Below are 22,826 nucleotides of genomic sequence, written 5' to 3' on the forward strand. Positions count from 1 at the left end.
GAGCCCGGGCTAGCCCTTGACGTCGTTTCCCGGCTGGCGGATCGCTAAAATGCTGCCCGGCACCGAATACAGCGCCCGTTCGGTGTTGCTGCCGATCAGTCGGTCGAGCCCGACCCGGTGAGCAGTCCCCATGACCACCACGTCGGCCTGGAATTGCTCGACAAACTCCTGAATCACCGGCACTGGCTGGCCCATGACAAAGTGCCGTCTTTCCGGCGGTACGCCATAACGGTCGGCCAAGGTGACGAATGCCTGGTGCAACGACTGGCGCAGCTCTTCGGCGAAGTCCACGTTCCAACCGCCCATGGCCATCGGCGCATCGCCGTTGAATGCCGGGGACAGGTCATAGGCGTACAACAGATGCAGCGGCGCATCGCATTGCAGGGCCATGGAGTAGGCGCACTGAATGATGGTGTCGTTCAGACCGCTGATCTGCGTGCCGGGCTCGAACGGATCGACGGCCGCCACCACGCGATGGGGCAAACCGTAGCGTGCCTGACTCACCAGATGCAGGGGGGTCGGGCACTCGCGCAGCAGGTGGCAATCGAGCGGGGTGATGAATATGCGCTTGAGAACCGGCTCCAGCTTCACGTCCTTGATCACCAGGTCCGGGTTCAGATCGGCGATCGTGCGCAGGATCTCCAGCACAGGGTGGGTGGTGAAGAGCAATTCAACCGTCACCTTCAGCCCGTTACCGCCCAGGCGCTGGACTTCGTCGACCAGCCAATCGCGATAGCGGTGCAGATAGTCCTGGAAAACCGACTCATCGACGTGTTCTTCCCACAAATGAATGATCGGCGCAGGTTCGATAAACGCCCTGATATCGAGCGCCGCGCCGCTGGCCTTGGCCAGGGCCACCGCGCGCAGCAGCGCCGGGGAGTGATACAACGAACGGTCGGTGATCAGCAACAGACGTTGATATTGGCTCATTTCGCACCTCGTCGGGCACCGGTTGGTCCTGGCGCCAGGTTCAATCCTTCATCAACTGCGCGTCGGTTTGATCGCCCACATGCTGCACGGCGCGTGGTGCAGCAGGCTTTCGGCGGTAGTGCCCAACAGCTTGTTCAAGCCCCAGTGCTGCACGGTGCCCATGACGATGATGTCGATCTGGTGATCGCGGGCGAAGTCGCAAATGTTGAAGAGCGGCGTGCCCTCGATAAAGTGCCGATGCTCGACGGGAATCCCCTGGCGCTCGGCCAACGCGGCAAACGCCTCATGCTGGGCTTCATTCAACGACTCATAGAGCCCGGCGGCCAGGGGCACCGCGCCGAAGCCCATGTCCTTGGCATACACCGCGGCCCAGTCGTACACATGCAGCAACTCGAGCTGGGCCTGGCATTGCGCCGCCAGCTTGACCGCCGCTTCGACAATCTGGTCATTGAAGATCTGGTCCTGCTCCTCGCTGCGCAACACATCGACAATCGCCAGCACCTTGCGTGGCAACGGGTGGCGCGAGTCGGTGACCAGATGCACCGGCACCGGGCAGTCGCGCAGCAGTTGCCAATCCAGCGGGGTGAAGAACACCCGTTTCAACGCCGGCTCTTCCTCGGCATCCTTGATGATCAGGGCCAGCGACATCTCGTTGACGAAATGCAGGATTTCCTCATAAGGATGATGCACCCAGACCACCTCGCTGGTGACCTCGACCCCGCGCTGGCGCATTACCTCGGCCTGCTCGGCGAGCCAGTGGCGATGGGTGTCCAGGTACCCTTCCCGGGCCCGATTGATCTGTTCGGGCGCAAACAGCCCGGCGATCGCCAGGGCCTGCAAATAGTCGAATGCCACGATATGCAACGGCAACTGCATCGCGCGCGCCAAGGCAACTGCACGATCGAACGCCGGTGTGCGGGTCATGGACGAAGGGGCAATCAACAGTAAACGCTGAGTCTGCAACATGGGGGCACCTCGGCACGCGGCCATCTGATTCGGTGGATAGGCCTTCAGATTGAGCGTTCCGGCTCAGCGGCTACTTGATCTTTATCAGTTGGTGCCCGCAAAAGTTGATTTTCATCAACAGCCGCCGGGCCCCTTGCCCCTAGCCTGCATCAAGACTTGCAGCGTCACCGGCTCCGTCGGAGGGCACCATGATCGAAGATGAGCAGCAAGTGTTGGTGAGGGCGTTGGACGCGGCGACAAACCCGGTGCTGATCACCGAGAGATCGGGTTGCATTGTGTGGATCAACCGAGCGTTCAGCCTGTTGAGTGGCTATTCGAAGCTGGAGCTGGTCGGTAAAACCCCGCACCTTTTGTCGTCGGGACGGCAAACCACCACGTTCTATCGGGAGCTGTGGATGACCATCATGGCGGGCCTGACCTGGCAGGGCGAGATGGTCGAGCGCCGCAAGGACGGCTCCAACTGTACGATCAATCAGGTCATTACCCCGGTGCTCGACCCGCAGGGCGTGGTCACACACTTCATCGCGATCCTGCACAACTTCAAGGTGATGGACGAAGAACGTGCGCGCATGCAACAACTGGCGTTCCATGACGGACTGACCGGCTTGCCCAACCGCAGCCTGTTTCTGAGCCTGCTCAATCAAGCGATGAGTCATGCCACCCAGCAGCAACAGCCGCTGGCGTTGATGTTTATCGACCTGGACCGTTTCAAAGCGGTCAACGACACCCATGGGCATGCGTGCGGCGACAAATTGCTGGTGGCGGTGGCCGAACGCCTCAGCCAGTCGGTGCGCAGGTCCGATGTCGTCGGCCGTTTGAGCGGCGACGAGTTTGCGATCCTGGTGACCGGTATGGACCACGCCAGGCAGGTCGAGGTGTTGGCCGATAAATTGATCGGCGCGATCAACCAGCCGTTCATGATCGATGCCCACCGCCTGAACACACACATCAGCGTCGGCATCAGCCTGTATCCATGGGACGGGGCAAGCGTCGAGCAACTGCTCGCACGGGCCGACGACGCGATGTACCAGGCTAAACGACGCGGTGGCAGCGCCTGTCATTTCAACCTGCTTAGCCAGCCTGCCGACTGAACGGCGCACACCTCGCGCCCACCGTATGTGCGGTGGGCATAGCCCATTCTCAAACGTCATAATCCTGGGTTTTGTGGCGTGGTAATCTCTGACGACTATGAATAGGCATTGATCGTCAGTCGACAATGACCAGAACCAGGAAAGATCATGCCCAAAGTGTCCCACTCAGCCCTGCGTCGTAATTTCCGTGAACTGCTTGCTACGCCACTGTGCGTTGAGACGGCCTCTGTGTTCGACCCGATGTCGGCGCGTATCGCCGCCGACCTGGGCTTCGAGGTCGGCATTCTGGGGGGCTCGGTCGCTTCGCTGCAGGTACTGGCGGCACCCGATTTTGCGTTGATCACCTTGAGTGAGTTCGTTGAACAAGCCACCCGGATCGGCCGCGTTGCGCAGTTGCCGGTGATTGCCGATGCCGACCACGGCTATGGCAATGCCCTGAATGTCATGCGTACCGTCGCGGAGCTGGAACGCGCAGGCGTAGCGGCACTGACGATTGAAGACACGCTGTTGCCGGCGCAGTTCGGGCGCAAATCGACCGATCTGATTTCCATCGAGGAAGGCATCGGCAAAGTCAGGGCCGCCCTTGAAGCACGGGTCGACCCCGAGCTGTCCATCATCGCCCGCACTAACGCGAAGGTGTTGCCGACCGAGGCTGTGATCGAACGCACCCTGGCCTATGAAAAAGCCGGTGCCGATGGGATCTGCATGGTGGGTGTCAGCGACTTCGAGCACCTTGAGCAGATTGCGCAACAACTCACGGTGCCCTTGATGCTGGTGACCTACGGCAACCCGAAACTCAATGACAGCCAGCGCCTGGCAAGCCTGGGAGTACGCATCGTGGTGGCCGGCCACGGCGCCTACTTCGCGGCGATCAAGGCCACCTACGACAGCCTGCGCGCCCAACGTCAGCTCACCCACAGCACCTCGAACCTCAGTGCCACCGAGCTTACTCACACCTACACCCTGCCGGAGAGCTACGTGGCCTGGGCCAAAGAGTTCATGGATGTAGAGGAGTGAGACTGACCCCGGGTGCGCGTCTAGCCGACCCAGCCGACAGCGGTTTTCGGAACCACCTCCGACTCATCCAGCTTTGACGCAAACATGCTCACGGCTTGCACCGCATCGCTGGTGCTGGTGCGGATCTGCAGAATCACCGCACCCGCCTGGTCGGCCAGGCTGACGCCACGTTGCGCGCCTTCCTGGGTCGCGCTCATGCTGGCGACTGCGTCACGGGTTTCCGACAGAATCAGGCCGATCATCTCGGCAATCTCGGCGGTGGAACGGCTGGTGCGCCCCGCCAGTTGCCTGACCTCATCGGCCACCACCGCAAAACCACGGCCCTGATCGCCTGCGCGCGCGGCCTCGATGGCGGCGTTGAGCGCCAGCAGGTTGGTCTGGTCGGCAATACCGCGAATGGTATTGACGATCGCAGTGATCTGCTCGGAACGATCGCCCAACTGCCCCACCAGGCGTGCCGAGGCGCCGATATTATCGGCAATGCGGCGCATTTCACTGGCGGTTTCGTGGATCACCTGGGTGCCATGTTCGGCGAATCGCTCGGTTTCCGAGGAAATATGGTAAGCGCGGGAAGCACCGCGTGAATCCTCCTCGAACTTCTCGACACGCTCGCTGATGTCGCTGGCGAACTTGACGATTTTGATCAGCTTGCCGTCGCCGTCATACACCGGGTTGTAACTCGCCTCCAACCACACCACGCGGCCGTGCTTGCCGATACGCTTGAATTGCCCGGTGAAGAATTCACCATTGTTCAAGCGTCGCCAGAAGTCGGCGTACTCAGGGCTGTTGACCTGGGCCGGTTCGCAAAACATACGGTGATGCTTGCCTTTGAGTTCCGTCAGTGAATACCCCATGACCGTGAGGAAATTCTCGTTGGCATCGAGCACTTGCCCGTTCAAGTCGAACTCAATCACGGCCATCGCCCGGTCCAGCGCAGCCAGCTTGCTGCGGGTCGCCGCCTCCTGCTCCACTTTGCGCGTGACGTCGAGGGCGTACTTGACCACTTTCACAACCTGGCCACGCTCATCCAGCACCGGGTTGTAGCTGGCCTCCAGCCAGATGATCTTGCCGTGGGCGTCCACGCGTTTGAATGTGCCCGAGACGAACTTGCCGGCCCTGAGTTCCTGCCAGAACTCGGCATAGGCAGGGCTGCTGGTCAGCGCCGACGGGCAAAAATCACGGTGGGTCTTGCCGGCCAATTGAGCGCTGCTGTAACCCAGGGTTTTCATAAAGTTGTCATTGGCGCGCAACACCTTGCCATTGAGGTCGAATTCGACCACGGCCATGGAGCGTTCAAGCGCGGCAATCAATCCTTGGTATTCAGCGACTTCGGCCCTCCTGGCCGCCAGTTCTGTTTTTAGTGTGTGATTGAACATGACGTAGCCTCAGCCGTGTGTGGAATCGCGGTTTATTTCCTGCGCTATCGGCCAATAAATACCGGACTTGACCGATGAAAAATAAATATCATTTGACGTCAAATACCCGTCGCTCGCCACGCCTGCAAAGCCGAAGGGTACTGATCCGCGCGCGCCCTGTGTTTAAATTGACCACCCTTTCCCTGCCAAGAGATCCGCATGGCCAACAACGACCTATCCTTCACCCCTGATCCGGATGCCGACTCGATTTCCTCCGACGTGATCGGCTTCAACGGCATCCTGGTCTCCACCCAGATCCCGACCCGCGCCGACGGCAGCCTGGAACTGGGCGATATCACCGCGCAAAGCGAATGCACGCTGCAAGCGCTGAAAGTTGCCCTTGAACGCGCCGGCAGTTCCATGGACCGGGTGATGCACCTGACCATCTACCTGACCGACATGGCCGACCGCGCGGCGTTCAACGAGGTCTACAAGCGCTTCTTCGCCAAACCGTGGCCGGTGCGTGCCGCGCTTGGCGTGGCGGCCCTGGCGGTGGAAGGCATGCGTGTGGAAGTCACCGCGATGGCCGCCAAGGCCTGAACCCGCGTCGATTGAAACCCCCGTCATTGGCCTGGCACCTTGCAGGCCAAGCCCGCCGGCGGCCCTGCGGTAGGTGCCGGTCAGGCGTTTCACGGCTACAATGCGCGCCTCGACCGTGACAAGCCTGACTAAAAAAACTATGTCCTTGCCCAAGCATCACCTGGAATTGCTCAGCCCTGCCCGCGATGTCGCCATCGCGCGCGAGGCCATCCTGCATGGCGCCGACGCCATCTACATCGGCGGCCCAAGCTTCGGCGCCCGCCACAACGCCTGCAACGAGGTCAGCGATATCGCGCAGTTGGTTGAATTCGCCCGGCGCTACCACGCCCGCGTCTTCACCACCCTCAACACCATCTTGCATGACAACGAACTGGAACCGGCGCGCAAGCTGATCCATCAGCTCTACGACGCTGGCGTCGATGCGTTGATCGTGCAAGACCTGGGCGTGATGGAGCTGGATATTCCGCCGATCGAGCTGCACGCCAGCACCCAGACCGACATCCGCACCCTGGGCCGCGCCAAATTTCTCGACCAGGCCGGCTTCTCGCAACTGGTATTGGCCCGCGAGCTGAACCTGCAGGAAATCCGCGCCATTGCCGATGAAACCGATGCCGCCATCGAGTTCTTCATCCACGGCGCCCTGTGCGTGGCGTTCTCCGGGCAGTGCAATATCTCCCACGCGCAGAACGGCCGCAGCGCCAACCGCGGCGACTGTTCCCAGGCGTGCCGCCTGCCGTACACCCTCAAAGACGATCAAGGCCGCGTCGTCGCCTTTGAAAAGCACCTGCTGTCGATGAAAGACAACAACCAGAGCGCCAACCTGCGCGCCCTGGTCGATGCCGGTGTGCGCTCGTTCAAGATCGAAGGGCGCTACAAGGACATGGGCTATGTGAAGAACATCACTGCCTATTACCGCCAGCGCCTCGACGAGATCCTCGAAGACCGCCCCGACCTGGCCCGCGCCTCCAGCGGCCGGACCTCGCATTTCTTCCTGCCCGACCCGGAAAAGACCTTCCACCGGGGCAGCACCGACTATTTCGTCAGCGACCGCAAGATCGACATCGGCGCCTTCGACACCCCGACCTTCACCGGCCTGCCGGTGGGCGTGGTGGAAAAAGCCGGCAAACGCGACCTGCAAGTGATCACCCATGAGCCGCTGTCCAACGGCGACGGCCTGAATGTGCTGGTCAAGCGCGAAGTGGTGGGTTTCCGCGCCAATATCGCCGAAGCCAAGGGCGAGTTCGAGGAAGACGGCGAGAAGCGCTACCGCTATCGCGTCGAGCCGAACGAAATGCCGGCCGGCCTGCATCAGTTGCGCCCCAACCACCCGCTGAACCGCAACCTCGACCACAACTGGCAACAGGCGCTGCTCAAAACCTCCGCCGAGCGCCGGATCGGCCTGTCGTGGGTCGCCCGACTGCGCGAAGAGCGCCTGGAACTGAACGCCACCAGCGAAGAAGGCATCACCGCCAGCGTCGCCCTGCCCGGCCCGTTCGGCGTGGCCAACAAACCGGAACAGGCGCTGGACACCCTGCGTGACCTGCTCGGCCAACTGGGCACCACCGAATACCACGCCACCGCCATTGAGCTGGATGCGCCGCAGGCATTCTTCATCCCCAACTCGCAGCTCAAGGCCGCGCGCCGTGAAGTGATCGAAGCGCTGACAGCGGCGCGCATCGACGCTCACCCGCGTGGTGGACGCAAGGCCGAAACCAGCCCGCCGCCGGTGTACCCGGAAGCGCACCTGTCGTTCCTGGCCAACGTGTATAACCAGAAGGCCCGGGATTTCTACCACCGCCACGGCGTGAAACTGATCGACGCGGCCTTCGAAGCCCACGAAGAAACCGGTGAAGTGCCGGTGATGATCACCAAGCACTGCCTGCGTTTCTCGTTCAACCTCTGCCCCAAACAGGCCAAGGGCGTGACGGGGGTGAAGACCAAGGTTGCGCCGATGCAGTTGATCCATGGCGATGAAGTGCTGACCCTGAAATTCGACTGCAAGCCATGCGAAATGCATGTGGTGGGCAAGATCAAGGGGCACATCCTCGGGTTGCCGCAGCCAGGCAGCGTGGTCGGCTACATCAGCCCGGACGATCTGCTCAAGACCATCCCGCGCGCGCCGCATTGATCGAACCGCGGGCGCGCTGCAACGGCGCGCTCGCTCTCGATCACTGCACTTGCACCACCGCTTTGGGGCGCCACCACCAGCCCCTTTGCAAACCGGCGGCAGCCAACAGAATCGCGGCGACACCCAGCCATTGCAGCCAACCCAGGCGATGCCCGAAGGCAATCCAATCGACCAGAATCGCCGCAATCGGGTAGATAAACGACAACGCGCCGGTGATGGCCGTCGGCAACTTCTGGATCGCCCCGTACAGCAACACATACATCAAACCGGTGTGTACCACCCCGAGCGTCAACAAGGCCGCCCAGGCGTTGTGCGCCACCGGCAGACTGTGCCACGGCACCAGCGGCGCCAGTAACAACGCACCGGTCGTGACCTGGATCAGCGCGATCAAATGCGGCGGCACCGCCTTCAGGCGCTTGATGATCAGCGCGGCAAGCTCATACAGAAACGCCGCGCCGAGGGCCAGGGCGATACCGGCCAGGTAGTCGCCGCCGGTTGGCTGATTGCCATGGGCGCTGACAATCGCCAGCATCCCGAGGAACGCCACACTCAGCCACGCCAGCTTCGGCACGCTGAGCTTTTCACCGAGAAACAGCGCCGCCAGCATCACCAATATGAACGGCTGCACGTTGTACACCGCAGTGCTGATGGCGATGGACGCGCGGGAATACGATTCGAACAGCAGCAACCAGTTGCCGACAATGGCCACTCCGCTGAGCATCGCCAGGCCGAGCCCGGCCCAACTGAGCAAGTCCCGGCGCAGATACCCGAGCAGCGCGCACACCAGCAATAATGTCAGCGCCCCGATCACGCAGCGCCAGAACACCACTTCGAGCACCGATACGCCCGACACCAGTACAAACCAGCCAATGGTGCCCGAGATCAGCATGGCGGCGACCATTTCCCACGACCCGCGACGGATGGATGTGTCCATGATTGAGACTCCTCAAGTGAGGTTCAATTATGGCAAGCTGGTTCGCCGCGGCTCCAGCGCCTAAAAAAGGCGAAAAGCCTCAATGACCTTTATTTATTAGGCACACACCATGATCGACACCATCGACCAACAACTGATCGGCGCTTTGATGGACGACTCCCGGCTGTCCCTCAAGGCCCTGGCCGGCATCACCGGCCTGTCCTCGCCCAGCGTCGGCGAACGCCTGCGCCGCCTGGAAGAGCGCGGCGTGCTGACCCATTACACGGTCGACATCGACCCCAAGCACTTCGGCTACCTGCTGCAAGCCATCGTGCGTATCCGTCCCCTGCCCGGCCAATTGCAGGAAGTGGAGCGGCAAATCCAGGCCATCCCCGAATTCACCGAATGCGACAAAGTCACCGGCGAGGACTGCTTCATCGCACGCCTGCATGTACGCACCATGGACCACCTCGACAGCCTGCTGGATCGGCTCAACGTCTATGCCGAAACCAACACCGCCATCGTCAAGAAAACCCCAGTGAAGCGGCGCCTGCCACCGCTGACGGACTAACGCCGACAAACCTTAGGTGGGGATAACAGTGGTTCAGGCACTTATGCAGTGACTGACACTCCGCTATCGGGAGCAAGCTCCCTCCCACAGGGCCAGGTCAAGTCAGTCGTGCAGAGCCTTGGCCGCGCCCAACAGCCCCTGAAACTTGCGATAACGCGCCTCCAGCACCGGCTGTTGCGCCACGTCCGGTACATACCGCGCCTTGACCGGCATGCCCGCCGCGAGCAACGCCGCGCCCTGCCCGATGGCCAAAAAGCCCAACTTCGCCGCGCCGATGCACGCGCTCAGTTCACTGCCGTGCAGCGTGAAGATTTCCCGCTGCAGGATGTTGGCCAGCAACTGCGCCCAATACCCACTGCGCGCGCCGCCACCCACCAGCGCACAGGCGGTGACGTCGGCGCCGCTCGATTGCACCGCGCGCAACGCGTCGAGCAGGCCAAAACCCACGCCTTCCATCACCGCATACCCCAGCATCGCTGGGGTGCAGTCGTGGCCCAGGTTCATAAAGCCGCCGCGTAATAAAGGGTCGTTATGCGGGGTGCGTTCGCCGGCCAGGTACGGCAGGAACAACGGTGTGTCCAGCGGCACCGATTGGCCGATGGGCAACTGGGCCTGGACCTGATCCAACAGCGCCTGTTCATCCGGCATGCCCGTCAGGCGCGTGACCCAGCGCAAACAACTGGCGCCGGCCAGCATCGCGCCCATGGTGTACCAACGGTCGGGCAGCGCATGGCAGAAGCTGTGTACCGCGCTGGCCGGGTTGCCCGCCGCATGGTCGGTGATGGCGACAATCGCCGCGCTGGTGCCCAGCGTGATGAAACCGTCGCCAGCATTGATCGCGCCGATGCCGACCGCCGCAACCGGGTTGTCGCCACCGCCGCCGGCAATCACCACCTCGGCGCGCAAACCCAGCTCGCGGGCGGTCAGACACGCGCTTGCCGCACCGCCCTCCACCAGCCTGGGCATTTGTTCCAGCGCCAGGCCGGTGGCCCGCAGCATGGGGCTGAACCATTGACGATTGGCCACGTCCAGCCACAGCGTTCCGGCCGCATCGGACATCTCGCTGACGCGCTCCCCGCTCAAGCGCAGGCGCAGGTAGTCCTTGGGCGACAGCACGCAATCGATGGCCTTGAACACCTCGGGCTCATGCCGTTGCAGCCAGAGCAGTTTCGGCGCGGTCAAGCCGGCCATGGGCAAGCTGCCGGTGACGTCGGCAAACCCTGGCCCAAGCTGTGCCGCTTCGGCCACCGCGCGCGAGTCGTCCCACAGAATCGCCGGGTATAACACGCGGTCGTCATCCCCCAGCAACACCGCGCCGTGCATTTGCCCGGACAGGCCGATGCACGCCACACGGGCAAACGATTCATGAGCGCGCAACACATCCAGCGCCTGCAAACAGGCTTGCCACCAGTCTTGCGGCGCCTGTTCGGACCAGCCGGGGTGCCGGCGCGAGACGCTCAAGCGCACGCCGGCCTGAGCCAGCACCGCGCCGCTGGCGTCCATCAGGATGGCTTTGAGTTCCGAGGTGCCCAGGTCGATGCCGAGGGAAACAGCAGTGTTCATACGCGTGTCATTCCAATCAATCACAGCCACAGGAGTTACGTATTTGCAGGGTCGGCTCCAGACGCACACTGCGGGTCGGCGCATCGGGTGCGGCCATGCGTTGCAGTAACAGGTTGACCGCACGAGCGCCGAGCGCCTGGACCGGCTGGGCGATCAACGTCAGGCGCGGCACAAAGAAATCCGCCCAATCAAAATCATCGAAGCCCACCAGCGCCATCTGCGCCGGCACTTCGATATGTGCATCGCGCAAGGCCTGCATGGCGCCGAGGGTCATCAGGTTGTTGCCGGCCATGATCGCGGTCGGCGGCGCAGCCAGGCCCAGTAACTGCACCGTGGCCTGGCGTGCAGGTTCGGTGTTGGAGCCGCCGTTGACCAGCAGTTGCGGATCGAACGCCAGCCCCGCGGCCGCCAATGCCGCGCGGTAACCAGCCACCCGTTCATCCGTGGTGCTGAACCCCGGGCGCCCGGCGATAAAGCCGATTCGGCGATGCCCATGGGCGATCAGGTGGGCAATCAGCGCTTGGGTGGGCTGGGTATTCGCCACCCCGACCTGATCGAATTGCTCACTCATCATCCGGTCCACCAGCACCGCCGGAATCTCGCTGGCCCGCAGATACTCCAGGGCCAGCGAACCGTTCGAGGGCGCCAATACAATGCCGTCGACGCGCCGGTGATGCAGCGCCGTGACCACCCGCAGCTCCTGCTCCGGGTCGTCGTGGGTATCGACGAACAGCATCATGTAGCCGTGCTTGGCGCACTCGGTTTCGATCGCGTGTACGGTTTCGCTGAAGTAATGATTGGACAGCGCCGAGATCGCCACGCCGATGGTGTTGGTGCTCGAACGCGCCAGCGAGCGCGCCAGGGTGTTGGGGATATAACCCAGTTCCTGGATCGCGCGCTGCACCGCTTGCACCGTGGCCGGGCTGACCTTGCGGGTGCCGTTCAACACATGGGACACCGTTGACGTCGACACCCCCGCTCTGCTTGCGACGTCATCCATGGTGACCACGGCGCTGTCCCCCTCAATGACTCAGTGTTTACTCGACCAGCCGCTGTACGTCGCGACGTTGTCGCGGGTGATCAGTTTGGGCGTGAGCAGCGTAACCGTTTCGGCCGGCGCCTTGTCGTTGAGAAGGTCATTGCCGATGTTCACCGCCGTCTGCGCCATGGCCCATGGGTCCTGGCTGGAGGACGCCTGGATCTGGGTGTCGGTCTTCAGCGCATTCTCGATATCCGGTGCGCCATCCACCGAGGTGATGATGATACCGCTGCGTTTGAGCTGCTTGGCCGCCAGGTCGCTGCCGATGGCCTGGGGGTCGTTGATCGCGAACAGACCGTCGATTTTCGCAAAACGCGTGAGGTAGCCCTGCATCACGTTCAGGCCGCCTTCACGCGAGCCCTTGCCGTCCTGGTCATCGGACAGCACCTTGATCTGCGGCGCAGCGGCCAAGGCGGCCTTGCAACCTTTGACGCGGTCGGTCACGGCAGTCACTTGCGGGCCGTTCTGGATAATCACGTTGCCTTTACCCGCGAGTTTGTCCACCAGGAATTGGCAGGCCAGTTTGCCGGCTTCGACGTTGTCGGTCTGGACGGTCGCGTTGACCCCCTTGGCGTCCACGTCCACCGCCACCACGACGATACCGGCGTCACGGGCTTTCTTGATCGCCGAGGCCATGGCGGAGGGGTCGACGGCGTTGATCAGAATCAGGTCGACCTTGGACGAGATGAAGTTGTCGATCTGCGAAAACTGCTTGCTCAAGTCATAGTCGGCCGACACCGACGTGACCTTGACGCCCGGGTTCAGCTCCTTGGCGCGGGCCGTGGCGCCGTCGGCCAGGGTCACGAAATACGGGTTGCCCAGCGAGCCCATGCTGATGCCCAGGGCTTTCAATTCACGCGCTTCCACGGCTTGGGACATCAGGGCAGCCAAGGCAATGACGGGAAAGATGTGTTTTAGGTTCATGTGGGTCTCTCTTGTGATTGTTGTAGGAGTGAACTCAGGTCCGCGCACCGGACTGGCGATAGCGATCCAGCGCGACCGCGCCGATGATCACGATGCCCTTGATGATGTACTGCCAGATATCCGAGACGCCCAGCAGCACCAGGCCATTGGTCAGTACCGCGATGATCAGTGCGCCGATCAGCGTGCCGCCGATGGTGCCGACGCCGCCGGTAAAGCTGGTGCCGCCGAGGATCACCGCGGCGATCGCATCCAGCTCGTAGGATTGCCCCAGTTGCAGGCCATTGGCGGCGAACAGGCGTGAAGCACTCATCACCGCGCCAAGCCCGGCCAACGCACCGGACATCGCGTAGACGAACAGCAGCACCTTCCACACCTTGATCCCGGAGAGCCGCGCCGCTTCCGGGTTGCCGCCCACCGAATAGATCTGCACGCCCATCACCGTGCGCCGCAGGATGAACCACGACAACGCCACCACCGCGACCGCGATCACCACCAACCACGGCACGCCGAGGATCGAGTCGTTGCCGATAAAGGCAAACGGCAGGTCAGGGTTGAACACGGTCTTGTCGTCGGCCAGCAAACGCGCCAGGCCGCGCATGGCGGTCAGCGCGCCGAGGGTGACGATAAACGGCGGCAAGCGCATGAACGCGATCAACCCTCCGTTGACCAGGCCCAGCAACAGGCCAAAGCCAATCCCGGCGGCAATCCCGAACATGCCGAACTGCGGCGACATCGAGGCCTGCAACGCCACCACGGCGGACGCCGCGAGGATCGCGCCGACGGACAGGTCGATGCCCGCGGTGAGGATCACAAAGGTCATGCCCGCCGCCAGCACCACGTTGACCGAGGCCTGTTGCGTGATGATCGACAGGTTCTGCACCGTCAGGAAGTTTTCGCTGGCCAGGGCAAAGCCCACCAGCAGCAGGACCAGCACCGGCAGCATGCCGACGCTGCGCATCAGTTCCCTGAGCCGCTCGGCCTTGCCGATTGGCGGGAGGGTCATTGTGTTGTTCGAATCAGCCATGGGCAGCCACCTGATCGCCACCGGTGGCGAGGTCAATAATACGTTCCTGGGAAATGACGTGGCCCGAAGCCCCGCCGACTTCGGCCACCAACTGGCCTTCGCGCATGATCAGCACGCGGTCGCAGGTGCCGATGATTTCCGGCAACTCGCTGGAAATCACCACGACGCCTACACCGGCCTGCGCCAGTTGATTGATGATGCGGTAGATCTCGGATTTGGAGCCGATGTCCACGCCGCGCGTGGGTTCGTCGAGGATCAGCACATGCGGCTTGACCTCCAGCAGCCGCGCCAACAAAACCTTTTGCTGATTGCCGCCGGACAACGCGCCGACGTTGACCTTGCCCGACGCCACGCGAATCGACAGCGACTTGATCGCGTCCTGCGAGCGTTGCGCGGCATGCCGTCGATTGAGCACGCCACCGGCATGGGCGTCCGGCACACAGGCGCAGACATTGATGTTGTCGGCCACGCTCATGTCCAGGAACAGGCCCTGGGCCTTGCGGTCTTCGGTGAGGTACACCACGCCGGCGCGGATCGCGTCGGCCGGGGTGCGCAGTTGGGTGACGGTCTTGCCCACCACTTCCAGGGTGCCGCCGGTGCGCGGGTCGGCGCCGAAGATCAGCCGCGCCAGTTCGGTGCGCCCTGCCCCCACCAGGCCGGCGATGCCCAGCACTTCGCCGGCATGCAGGTCGAAGCTGCAGTTGCGCACGCGTTTGCCATCGGCCATGTCGCGCACGCGCATCACCACCGCGCCAGGGTCATAGGCCGCGTGTTCCTTCTTGTAGAAACCGGAGAGGTCGCGGCCGACCATCATCTTCACCAATACCTCGGCCGACAGCGCGTCGCGGGTCAGTTCGCCGATGTACTGGCCGTCGCGCAGCACCGAAACCCGGTCCGACAGTTCGTAGATCTCAGCCATGCGATGGCTGATATAGATGATCGCCAGGCCCTGGCTGCGCAGCTGTTTGATCAGTGCGAACAGGCGATCGGTCTCGCGCGACGAGAGCGGCGTGGTGGGCTCGTCCATCACCAGGATTTTGGCGTGGGCATGCAGGGCGCGGGCGATTTCCACCAATTGGCGTTCGGCAATCGACAGGCTGCTGACCCGCGTCGCCGCGGTGAACTCGGCACCCAGGCGTTGCAGCACCTCCACGCAACCGGCCTGCATGCCCTGGCGGTCGATGGTCCAGCCACGGCGCAGTTCACGGCCCAGGTAGATGTTCTCGGCCACGCTCAGGTTCGGGCACAGGCTCAGTTCTTGATAGATCACGGCGATGCCGAGGGCTTTGGCGGTGGCGGGGTCGAACGTGGCGACAGGCTGGCCGGCGATGCGGATGGTGCCGCCCGGGTCGGCCTGGTAAGCGCCGGAGAGGATTTTCATCAGGGTGGATTTGCCGGCGCCGTTCTCCCCCATCAAGGCGTGGATTTCGCCGGGGTAGACTTTCAGGCTGACATTCTTGAGCACGCGCAAACCGCTGAAGGTTTTGCTGATGCCCTGCATTTCAAGCAAGGGTTCGAGGCTCATGACTGAGCTCCTGAATTTATTATTTTTGTATTCGCGCTCCTTGGATCAGAGCCGATTACCACCGACTCTAATCAGATAGATTTGCTTACGCAAGCGCTTGCGTAGCCCGTTTGTCGCTTGATGAAACGTTTCACCAAGCGACTTAACCGCAACCTCAGCGTTCTTAACGTTTTGGCAGCATGCGCAGCAAGGTGTTGTCCCGCACCCAATAGTGGTGGAACAAACCGGCGGCGGCGTGCAGGCCGATCAGCCAATAACCGGCGCTGCCCAACCATTCATGCCAGTGCTTGAACTGCCTGGCCAGGTCGGGGTCCGCTGCGACCAGGGTCGGCAAGGAAAACTCGAAATACGGCACCGGTTTGCCTGCGGCGTTGAGCATCAGCCAGGCCAGCAGCGGCGTGACGATCATCAGGCCGTACAACGCCAGGTGCATCAGGTGCGACACGCCCGTCTGCCAGGCCGGCGGGCGCGGCACGATCGGTGGGCGCGGCGTCAGGCGCCCGAGCAGGCGCAGCCAGACCAGCAGGAAAATCCCGATACCGAACAGCGCATGGGCGCCGAGGAACAGCCCCTTGAGTGCGTGCCCGCGGGGCAACAGACCTTTGATTTCGATGCAACCGTACACGCCGACAAACAACGCCAGCATCAACCAGTGCAGAATCATCGACAGCCTTGAATAGCGCGCTGTCATCAGGTTTTCGCTCATAGAAAAGGCACCTTGTGCAGGGGTTGGGGCCGAACCCGGCCTTGATAAAGTCGCGGTCACCCTGCCCGGCTAGTCTTAAGACAATCTGAAGATCGCTGAAACGATCATTTTCGCCACCTTCAGACTTCGTTAAGAAATGCCTTTGATACTTCTCCCAACTTCACTTGGGAGGCATAACGCCAATGCCCGGTATCGATTGGAAGATTCCCCTGCCCCTGCTGTTCGGCCAAGCCGACAGCGCATCGCTGTGCCTTTCCCGAGCACTGCCTCAAGACCCCCAACGCCCGGCCTTCGAAGCCTTCATCCAGCAGCGCTTTCGGATTGCCCACGGTGCCGATATCCGTCATTTCATGCCGCAGCTGTTTGGCGTCAGCCAGGCCAACGGTGAACTCTGCGCCGTCGCCGGGGTGCGCCTGGCGAGCGACGAGTCGTTGTTCCTGGAGCGCTACCTCGACCATCCGATCGAGCCGCTGATCAGCGCCGCCGCCGCGCAACCGGTAGACCGCCGGGCCATCGCCGAAGTCGGCAACCTGGCCGCCAGCGACACCGGCAGTGCGCGCCTGAGCATCATCGCCATCACCTGGTTGCTGGCCATGGCCGGCCTGGAGTGGGTGGCATTCACCGGCAATATCGGCCTGGTCAACAGTTTCCATCGCCTCGGCCTGAAGCCCGTCACCCTGTGCGCCGCCGACCCGCAGCGCCTGGGCGATGAGCGCCATCACTGGGGCAGTTATTACGAAAGCCAACCCTGGGTGCATGTCGGCAATATCCGCGCCGGCTTCATCCATCTGCGCAACATGGGCCTGTTCTCGCGCCTGGGGTTGCCGACCACGATTGAGGATGCCAGCCATGTCGCCTGAAACCCGCCGTTTCCACGCTGTTCTTCGCGGCTATGCCGAACGCAATGACGGCGCCGTCGCCCTGTGGGGCGACACCTTGAAGATGGATTACACCGCGCTGTTCGCCGAGGTGACCGCTCGACAGGAACGCCTGCGCGATGAAGGCGTGAAGGTGGTGGCGCTGGCCCTGGACAATGGCATCGAGGCCATGCTGTGGGACCTGGCGATCCTGTTCGAAGGCTTGACCTGCCTGACCCTGCCGCCGTTCTTCAGCCCGACCCAGCGCGCCCACTGCCTGGAACAGAGCCACGCCGAGCGCGTCATCGCCGAGCCCTACCTGGACGCCGAATTGCACGCTGGCGGTTACCGCAAAACCGGTGACTTCTGGTGCCGCGCGTTCGACGGCCGCCCTTCAATGCCCTTGGGCACGGCCAAAGTGACCTTTACCTCCGGCACCACCGGCACGCCCAAAGGCGTGTGCCTGAGTGCCGACAGCGTACTGCGGGTGGCCCGCGAGTTGTTCCAGGCCAGCCATGCCAGCGACCCGCGCCATCACCTGTCATTATTGCCGCTTGCCATCCTGCTCGAGAACCTGGGGTGCTACGCCGCGCTGTATGCCGGCGCCACCTTGAGCCTGCCCAGCCAGAAGAGCCTGGGCATCCAGGGCGCCAGCGCGGTGGATGCCGCGCAATTGCTCGGTTGCCTGGCGGTGCGCCAACCCCACAGTCTGATCCTGGTTCCGCAGTTGCTACTGATGCTGGTCATCGCCGCCGAGCAGAAAGCCTTCAACCCGCAAGGCCTGCGCTTTGCCGCGGTGGGCGGTGCGCGGGTCTCCGAGGCCTTGCTGTTGCGCGCGCAGCACTTGGGCGTGCCGGTGTTCGAAGGCTACGGCCTGTCGGAATGCGCCTCGGTGGTGTGCCTCAACCGGCCCGGTGCCCAGCGCGCCGGCAGTGTTGGCCAGCCGCTGCCCCATGTGGAGATCCGCCTCGCCGAAGACAACGAGGTGCTGATCAAGGGCTCGACCTTGCTCGGCTATCTGGGCCAGACCGAACAGCCCGAACAATGGTGGCCCAGCGGTGACCTGGGCGCGTTCGACGACGACGGTTTTCTCTACCTCAAAGGCCGCAAGAAGCATCAATTCGTCACCAGTTACGGGCGCAACGTCAACCCGGACTGGGTCGAGGCCGAACTGACCCAGGGCGGCGCCATCGCCCAGGCCTTCGTCTACGGCGAAGCCCTGCCGCAGAACCACGCGCTGCTGTGGCCTCATCGCGCCGACTGCACCGACGCCCAACTGGCCGCCGCCGTGGCCCTGGCCAACAGCGGCCTGCCCGACTACGCACAGGTGCATTGCTGGACGCGCCTGGAAGAACCGTTCACCGCCGCCAACGGCTTGCTCACCGCCAATGGCCGGCCACGGCGTGACGCCATCGTCGCGCGCTATCAATCCCAACTTGCCCCTGCACTCAACGAGGAAACTTCATCGTGAACTTTTTCGACACCCTGCAAGACGCTACCCAACAAGAACGCCAGACCCTGTTCAGCCTGCCGATCATCCGTGATGCACTGGAAGGCAAGGTCAGCCTGGAGAGCTACCGTGAATTCCTCGCCCAGGCCTACTACCACGTGCGCCACACCGTGCCGTTGATGATGGCCTGCGGTGCGCGCCTGCCCTCGCGCCTGGAGTGGCTGCGCAAGGCAGTCTGCGAGTACATCGAGGATGAATATGGCCATGAGCAATGGGTGCTCGATGACATCGAGGCCTGTGGCGGCGACCGCGACGCGGTACGTGACGGACGCCCGGGCTTGCCCATCGAGTTGATGGTCAGCTACCTCTACGACCTGATCGCCCGTGACAATCCGGTCGGCCTGTTCGGCATGGTCAATGTGCTGGAAGGCACCAGCATCGCCCTGGCCACCCACGCCGCCGGCAGCATCCGCGATCACCTGCAACTGCCGGAGACGGCGTTCAGCTACCTGAGCTCCCACGGTGCCCTGGACATCGGGCACATGGAAACGTACCGCCGCTTGATGAACAGCCTGGACGACCCCGAAGACCAGGCCGCCGTGATCCGCGCCTCCAAAGTCGTGTACGCGCTGTACACCGACATGTTCCGCAACCTGCCGCGTAGCGGGGAGGCTCCCCATGCGCCTGTCTGAAGCCCGTGTGGTGCTGACCGGCGCCAGCGGTGGCATTGGCCTGGCGATTGCCACCGCACTGTGCGCCAGTGGCGCGCATGTGCTGGCCGTGGCGCGTCATCGCGAACCGCTGGAAGCCTTGTTGGCGCAATACCCGGAACAACTGTGCTGGGTCGGCGCCGACCTGACCTTCCTCAACGACCGGCGCAAGGTGCTGGCCGCCGCGCAAGCCATCGGCGGCGTCAACCTGCTGATCAACGCAGCCGGGATCAACCACTTCGCCATGCTGGAACAGCTCGACGAAAATGAGATCAACGGCATGCTCGCGTTGAACATCACCGCGCCGATCTGCCTGACCAAGCTGCTGCTGCCCATGCTCAAGCAAGCCGCGAGCGCGATGGTGGTGAACGTCGGCTCCACTTACGGCTCCATCGGTTACCCCGGCTATGCCACCTACTGCGCGACCAAGTTCGCCTTGCGCGGGTTTTCCGAAGCCCTGCGCCGGGAACTGGCCGATACGCGGGTCGGCGTGTTGTACGTCGCGCCGCGTGCCACCCACACGCGGATGAACAGCCCTGCGGCGCAGGCCTTGAACGATGCGCTCAAATCCAATGTCGACGACCCGCACAGCGTGGCCGCCGCCGTGATCAAAGCGATTGCCAACGACCGCCGCGACCTTTACCTGGGCTGGCCGGAGCGCTTTTTTGTGCGCCTCAACAGCCTGCTGCCGAACCTGGTCGACCGAGGCTTGCGCAAACAACTGCCGCTGGTCCGCCGCCTCAGCGATAAACCCGTGAAAAAGGATCTGAACCCATGAAACGCCTCTTCGCCGCGCTGCTGCTCACCGCCCTGAGCCCACTCACCTGGGCGCTGGACAGCGCCGACCAGCAACGCCTGACCGAGATCCAGACACGCTGGGCCCATATTCAATACAACTTGCCCGAGGAACAGCGCACCAAGGCCTTTGAGCAACTTGCCGCCCAGGCGACAGCCTTCACCCAGGCGCGCCCTCAAGCGGCCGAGGCCTGGATCTGGTCCGGCATCGTCAGCAGCAGTTGGGCCGGTGCCCAGGGCGGGCTTGGCGCGTTGAGCAAGGTCAAGGCGGCCAAGGTCGACCTGGAAAAAGCCCTCGCCCTCGACCCCAAGGCCCTGCAAGGCTCGGCCTACACCAGCCTCGCCGCATTGTATGATCGGGTTCCCGGCTGGCCGATCGGCTTTGGCGATGCCGACAAGGCTGACCAGTTACTCAAACAGGCCTTGCAACTGAACCCGACGGGCATAGATAGTCTGTATTTCTGGGGGGATCACCTGTACCGGCAAAAACGCTACAGCGAAGCCCGCGAGGCCCTGCAAAAAGCCTTGCTCGCCGCTCCACGGCCGGGCCGGGAAACCGCCGATGCCGGGCGGCGCAAAGAGATCGAAAGCGTGCTGGCCGACATCAACAAAAAACTCAACTGACGGGAGTCCGCGTGCGCCTATTACTGATCGAGGATGACGAAGCATTGGGTGAAGGTATTCACCAGGCGCTGGTGCGGGAAGGCTACACCGTTGATTGGCTCAAAGATGGCAGCAGTGCATTACATGCACTGCTCAGCGAAACCTTTGACGTGGCGGTGCTCGATCTCGGGCTGCCGCGCATGGATGGGCTGGAGGTGCTGCGCCGCTTGCGCGACAGCGGCTCGAACCTGCCGGTGCTGATCCTCACGGCACGGGATGCCACCGAAGACCGGATCGCCGGGCTGGACGCCGGCGCCGACGATTATCTGATCAAGCCCTTCGACCTGGCCGAGCTCAAGGCGCGCCTGCGCGCGTTGCTGCGCCGCAGCGCCGGGCGCGCACGGGTGATGATCGAGCACGCGGGCATCTGCCTGGACCCGAGCACGCAACAGGTCAGCTACCACGGCGAACCGGTGCTGCTCACCCCCAAGGAGTATCAACTGCTGCACGAACTGCTGTCGCCACCGGGCCGCGTCATGACCCGCGACCAGTTGATGCAGTTGCTCTACGGCTGGAACGAAGAAGCTGAAAGCAACACCCTGGAAGTGCATATCCATCACCTGCGCAAGAAGTTCTCCAGCGAGCTGATCCGCACCGTTCGCGGCGTCGGCTATCTGGTTGAGGAGCGCGGATGACTTCTATACGACGGCGAACCCTGACCCTGATCATCGGCCTGCTGCTCGCCGGTCTGCTGCTGATCAGCGCGCTCAACCTGCATGACAGCAACCATGAAATCGCCGAAGTCTATGACGCGCAACTGGCGCAGAACGCCCGCCTGCTCCAGGGCGTGATGAGCATGCCGCTGGCCAGCCAGGACCAGGAAGACCTGTACCGCGCGTTCAACAAAGCCTTGGGCGAAGCGATGCCCAAGGTGGATGGGCACCCCTACGAAAGCAAAGTCGCCTTCCAGGTGTGGAACCCCAAGGGCGAACTGCTGGTGTTCACCGCCAGCGCCCCATCATTTGTCCCCGCGCCCACCCAGCCGGGCTTCAGCAACGTCGAAGACCTGAACGGCCGTCAATGGCGCGGCTTCGTGCTCAAGGACAAGGACAACGGCCTGCGGATCTGGGTGGGCGAGCGCGACGACGTGCGCGACGACCTGGTGCAACGCATCGTGCGGCATACCTTGTGGCCCAACGTGCTGGGTAGCCTGATTCTCGCGGCGATGGTCTGGCTGGCGATCGGCTGGGGCCTCAAGCCCCTGGCCGATATGGCCGCCACCCTGCGCGCGCGGCATTCGGGCTCGCTCGAACCGATGCAACTGACGCCGCTGCCCACGGAGCTTGAGCCGATGCAGGCGGCGCTCAACCGCATGCTCGCGCAGATCCAGGAAATGCTCGGCCGCGAACGGCGCTTCATTGCCGATGCGGCCCATGAAATGCGTACACCATTGGCGGTATTGCGCGTACATGCCCAGAACCTGCTGGAAGCCGGCACGGAAACCGAACGGCGCGAGTCCCTGGCCTTTCTGATCGCCGGCGTCGACCGCACCAGCCGACTGGTCAACCAATTGCTGACCATGGCGCGCTTGGAGCCCAGCGCCGGGCAACCGCCGGTACAGGCCATCGACCTGGCGACAACAGTGCGCGAAACCCTGATTCAGTTGACCCCATGGCTGTTGAGCAAAGGCCTTGAGCTGGTATTCGACGTCGAGGATGGCCCGTGCCCGGTGAATACCGACGCCGCCGCGATCAATATCGCCCTGACCAACCTGGTGACCAACGCCGCGAATTTCTCCCCGGAACACGGGGTGATCACCGTGGGCTTGCGCAAGAACGCCATGCGTTTTGCCCTTACCGTCGACGATCAGGGCCCTGGCATCGACGAAAACCAGCGCGAGCGCCTGTTCGAACGCTTCTACAGCCGTGGCAATGCCCAAGGCGCAGGTCTGGGCCTGACCATCGTACAAACCATTGCCCAACGCCTCGGCGGCCAGGTCAGCCTGGAAAACCTGGCGGCCGGCGGCCTGCGGGCGACCCTGGAAATCCCTGCCTGACGG

General features: G+C 63.0%; 22 protein-coding genes and 1 pseudogene. 12 read left to right on the top strand and 11 right to left on the bottom strand.

What is annotated here, in order from left to right:
• Positions 1 to 9: 9 nt before the first annotated feature.
• Positions 10 to 930 (bottom strand): universal stress protein, encoded by a 921-nt coding sequence (locus tag MOQ67_RS16775; protein WP_046484209.1) that lies wholly within the window; start codon positions 928 to 930, stop codon positions 10 to 12.
• Between the two features lie 51 nt (positions 931 to 981).
• Positions 982 to 1,896 carry a universal stress protein gene (locus MOQ67_RS16780; protein ID WP_198717898.1) on the bottom strand — a complete coding sequence of 305 codons (915 nt, stop codon included), beginning with the start codon at positions 1,894 to 1,896 and terminating at the stop codon, positions 982 to 984.
• 188 nt (positions 1,897 to 2,084) lie between these two features.
• Between MOQ67_RS16780 and MOQ67_RS16785 the strand changes: the two genes are divergently transcribed.
• Together MOQ67_RS16785 and MOQ67_RS16790 are read left to right on the top strand one after the other, a co-directional pair.
• A complete protein-coding gene (locus tag MOQ67_RS16785; RefSeq protein WP_017845750.1) occupies positions 2,085 to 2,987 on the top strand; it encodes a GGDEF domain-containing protein in 903 nt (300 codons plus the stop codon).
• Between the two features lie 147 nt (positions 2,988 to 3,134).
• Positions 3,135 to 4,004, top strand: coding sequence for an isocitrate lyase/PEP mutase family protein (locus tag MOQ67_RS16790; protein ID WP_017845749.1), 870 nt, complete (start codon positions 3,135 to 3,137; stop codon positions 4,002 to 4,004).
• A 20-nt stretch (positions 4,005 to 4,024) separates the two neighbouring features.
• Here MOQ67_RS16790 and MOQ67_RS16795 read toward each other — a convergent pair whose 3' ends face one another.
• Together MOQ67_RS16795 and MOQ67_RS16800 are read right to left on the bottom strand one after the other, a co-directional pair.
• Positions 4,025 to 4,519: a methyl-accepting chemotaxis protein gene (locus MOQ67_RS16795; protein ID WP_232591880.1), complete on the bottom strand. Its 495-nt coding sequence runs from the start codon at positions 4,517 to 4,519 to the stop codon at positions 4,025 to 4,027.
• Positions 4,520 to 4,612: 93 nt separating this feature from the next.
• Positions 4,613 to 5,380, bottom strand: a pseudogene (locus MOQ67_RS16800) (PAS domain-containing protein); the annotation flags it as partial.
• Positions 5,381 to 5,578: 198 nt separating this feature from the next.
• Between MOQ67_RS16800 and MOQ67_RS16805 the strand changes: the two are divergent.
• Together MOQ67_RS16805 and MOQ67_RS16810 are read left to right on the top strand one after the other, a co-directional pair.
• A complete protein-coding gene (locus MOQ67_RS16805) occupies positions 5,579 to 5,959 on the top strand; it encodes a RidA family protein (protein ID WP_198717899.1) in 381 nt (126 codons plus the stop codon).
• 139 nt (positions 5,960 to 6,098) lie between these two features.
• Positions 6,099 to 8,087 (top strand): peptidase U32 family protein, encoded by a 1,989-nt coding sequence (locus MOQ67_RS16810; protein ID WP_448675528.1) that lies wholly within the window; start codon positions 6,099 to 6,101, stop codon positions 8,085 to 8,087.
• Positions 8,088 to 8,127: 40 nt separating this feature from the next.
• Here the strand turns inward: MOQ67_RS16810 and MOQ67_RS16815 are convergent, their stop codons facing one another.
• A complete protein-coding gene (locus tag MOQ67_RS16815) occupies positions 8,128 to 9,021 on the bottom strand; it encodes a DMT family transporter (protein WP_198717900.1) in 894 nt (297 codons plus the stop codon).
• 109 nt (positions 9,022 to 9,130) lie between these two features.
• Between MOQ67_RS16815 and MOQ67_RS16820 the strand changes: the two genes are divergently transcribed.
• The gene (locus MOQ67_RS16820; RefSeq protein ID WP_017845744.1) at positions 9,131 to 9,571 is read left to right on the top strand and encodes an Lrp/AsnC family transcriptional regulator; all 441 of its coding nucleotides are present in this window, start codon (positions 9,131 to 9,133) and stop codon (positions 9,569 to 9,571) included.
• A gap of 102 nt (positions 9,572 to 9,673) precedes the next feature.
• Here MOQ67_RS16820 and xylB read toward each other — a convergent pair whose 3' ends face one another.
• The 6 genes from xylB to MOQ67_RS16850 all read right to left on the bottom strand — a co-directional run bounded on the left by xylB (position 9,674) and on the right by MOQ67_RS16850 (position 16,352).
• A complete protein-coding gene (gene xylB / locus MOQ67_RS16825) occupies positions 9,674 to 11,134 on the bottom strand; it encodes a xylulokinase (protein WP_198717901.1) in 1,461 nt (486 codons plus the stop codon).
• Between the two features lie 16 nt (positions 11,135 to 11,150).
• Positions 11,151 to 12,143 (bottom strand): LacI family DNA-binding transcriptional regulator, encoded by a 993-nt coding sequence (locus tag MOQ67_RS16830; protein WP_046383370.1) that lies wholly within the window; start codon positions 12,141 to 12,143, stop codon positions 11,151 to 11,153.
• A gap of 21 nt (positions 12,144 to 12,164) precedes the next feature.
• The gene (locus tag MOQ67_RS16835) at positions 12,165 to 13,097 is read right to left on the bottom strand and encodes an ABC transporter substrate-binding protein (protein WP_057004076.1); all 933 of its coding nucleotides are present in this window, start codon (positions 13,095 to 13,097) and stop codon (positions 12,165 to 12,167) included.
• A gap of 34 nt (positions 13,098 to 13,131) precedes the next feature.
• Positions 13,132 to 14,100: an ABC transporter permease subunit gene (locus MOQ67_RS16840; protein WP_086005473.1), complete on the bottom strand. Its 969-nt coding sequence runs from the start codon at positions 14,098 to 14,100 to the stop codon at positions 13,132 to 13,134.
• Between the two features lie 13 nt (positions 14,101 to 14,113).
• A complete protein-coding gene (locus MOQ67_RS16845) occupies positions 14,114 to 15,646 on the bottom strand; it encodes a sugar ABC transporter ATP-binding protein (protein ID WP_017845740.1) in 1,533 nt (510 codons plus the stop codon).
• Between the two features lie 163 nt (positions 15,647 to 15,809).
• Positions 15,810 to 16,352, bottom strand: coding sequence for a cytochrome b (locus MOQ67_RS16850; RefSeq protein ID WP_102617458.1), 543 nt, complete (start codon positions 16,350 to 16,352; stop codon positions 15,810 to 15,812).
• A 182-nt stretch (positions 16,353 to 16,534) separates the two neighbouring features.
• Between MOQ67_RS16850 and MOQ67_RS16855 the strand changes: the two genes are divergently transcribed.
• The 7 genes from MOQ67_RS16855 to MOQ67_RS16885 are packed head-to-tail and all read left to right on the top strand — an operon-like array spanning position 16,535 to position 22,823.
• The gene (locus MOQ67_RS16855; protein WP_017845738.1) at positions 16,535 to 17,212 is read left to right on the top strand and encodes a thermostable hemolysin; all 678 of its coding nucleotides are present in this window, start codon (positions 16,535 to 16,537) and stop codon (positions 17,210 to 17,212) included.
• A complete protein-coding gene (locus tag MOQ67_RS16860) occupies positions 17,202 to 18,680 on the top strand; it encodes an AMP-binding protein (protein ID WP_198717902.1) in 1,479 nt (492 codons plus the stop codon). Before MOQ67_RS16855 ends, MOQ67_RS16860 begins: the two co-directional genes overlap by 11 nt.
• A complete protein-coding gene (locus tag MOQ67_RS16865; protein WP_198717903.1) occupies positions 18,677 to 19,351 on the top strand; it encodes a TenA family transcriptional regulator in 675 nt (224 codons plus the stop codon). The genes MOQ67_RS16860 and MOQ67_RS16865 overlap by 4 nt, the downstream gene beginning before the upstream one ends.
• The gene (locus MOQ67_RS16870) at positions 19,338 to 20,147 is read left to right on the top strand and encodes an SDR family oxidoreductase (RefSeq protein ID WP_046383363.1); all 810 of its coding nucleotides are present in this window, start codon (positions 19,338 to 19,340) and stop codon (positions 20,145 to 20,147) included. Before MOQ67_RS16865 ends, MOQ67_RS16870 begins: the two co-directional genes overlap by 14 nt.
• Positions 20,144 to 20,788 carry a tetratricopeptide repeat protein gene (locus MOQ67_RS16875; protein ID WP_017845734.1) on the top strand — a complete coding sequence of 215 codons (645 nt, stop codon included), beginning with the start codon at positions 20,144 to 20,146 and terminating at the stop codon, positions 20,786 to 20,788. The genes MOQ67_RS16870 and MOQ67_RS16875 overlap by 4 nt, the downstream gene beginning before the upstream one ends.
• An 11-nt stretch (positions 20,789 to 20,799) precedes the next feature.
• Complete coding sequence (locus tag MOQ67_RS16880) at positions 20,800 to 21,462, top strand: response regulator (RefSeq protein WP_017845733.1); 663 nt, start codon at positions 20,800 to 20,802, stop codon at positions 21,460 to 21,462.
• Positions 21,459 to 22,823 carry a sensor histidine kinase gene (locus MOQ67_RS16885; protein WP_017845732.1) on the top strand — a complete coding sequence of 455 codons (1,365 nt, stop codon included), beginning with the start codon at positions 21,459 to 21,461 and terminating at the stop codon, positions 22,821 to 22,823. Before MOQ67_RS16880 ends, MOQ67_RS16885 begins: the two co-directional genes overlap by 4 nt.
• The last annotated feature ends 3 nt before the right edge of the window (positions 22,824 to 22,826 follow it).

This window comes from Pseudomonas sp. LY-1, assembly GCF_053502595.1.

Bases quoted from the DNA above. Each gene is read 5' to 3' on its own strand.
- xylB (WP_198717901.1), bottom strand. From the start codon at position 11,134: ATGAACACTGCTGTTTCCCTCGGCATCGACCTGGGCACCTCGGAACTC.
- MOQ67_RS16855 (WP_017845738.1), top strand. From the start codon at position 16,535: ATGCCCGGTATCGATTGGAAGATTCCCCTGCCCCTGCTGTTCGGCCAA.
- MOQ67_RS16785 (WP_017845750.1), top strand. From the start codon at position 2,085: ATGATCGAAGATGAGCAGCAAGTGTTGGTGAGGGCGTTGGACGCGGCG.
- MOQ67_RS16835 (WP_057004076.1), bottom strand. From the start codon at position 13,097: ATGAACCTAAAACACATCTTTCCCGTCATTGCCTTGGCTGCCCTGATG.
- MOQ67_RS16790 (WP_017845749.1), top strand. From the start codon at position 3,135: ATGCCCAAAGTGTCCCACTCAGCCCTGCGTCGTAATTTCCGTGAACTG.
- MOQ67_RS16780 (WP_198717898.1), bottom strand. From the start codon at position 1,896: ATGTTGCAGACTCAGCGTTTACTGTTGATTGCCCCTTCGTCCATGACC.
- MOQ67_RS16820 (WP_017845744.1), top strand. From the start codon at position 9,131: ATGATCGACACCATCGACCAACAACTGATCGGCGCTTTGATGGACGAC.
- MOQ67_RS16885 (WP_017845732.1), top strand. From the start codon at position 21,459: ATGACTTCTATACGACGGCGAACCCTGACCCTGATCATCGGCCTGCTG.
- MOQ67_RS16810 (WP_448675528.1), top strand. From the start codon at position 6,099: ATGTCCTTGCCCAAGCATCACCTGGAATTGCTCAGCCCTGCCCGCGAT.
- MOQ67_RS16845 (WP_017845740.1), bottom strand. From the start codon at position 15,646: ATGAGCCTCGAACCCTTGCTTGAAATGCAGGGCATCAGCAAAACCTTC.
- MOQ67_RS16775 (WP_046484209.1), bottom strand. From the start codon at position 930: ATGAGCCAATATCAACGTCTGTTGCTGATCACCGACCGTTCGTTGTAT.
- MOQ67_RS16850 (WP_102617458.1), bottom strand. From the start codon at position 16,352: ATGAGCGAAAACCTGATGACAGCGCGCTATTCAAGGCTGTCGATGATT.
- MOQ67_RS16875 (WP_017845734.1), top strand. From the start codon at position 20,144: ATGAAACGCCTCTTCGCCGCGCTGCTGCTCACCGCCCTGAGCCCACTC.
- MOQ67_RS16805 (WP_198717899.1), top strand. From the start codon at position 5,579: ATGGCCAACAACGACCTATCCTTCACCCCTGATCCGGATGCCGACTCG.
- MOQ67_RS16860 (WP_198717902.1), top strand. From the start codon at position 17,202: ATGTCGCCTGAAACCCGCCGTTTCCACGCTGTTCTTCGCGGCTATGCC.
- MOQ67_RS16870 (WP_046383363.1), top strand. From the start codon at position 19,338: ATGCGCCTGTCTGAAGCCCGTGTGGTGCTGACCGGCGCCAGCGGTGGC.
- MOQ67_RS16840 (WP_086005473.1), bottom strand. From the start codon at position 14,100: ATGACCCTCCCGCCAATCGGCAAGGCCGAGCGGCTCAGGGAACTGATG.
- MOQ67_RS16815 (WP_198717900.1), bottom strand. From the start codon at position 9,021: ATGGACACATCCATCCGTCGCGGGTCGTGGGAAATGGTCGCCGCCATG.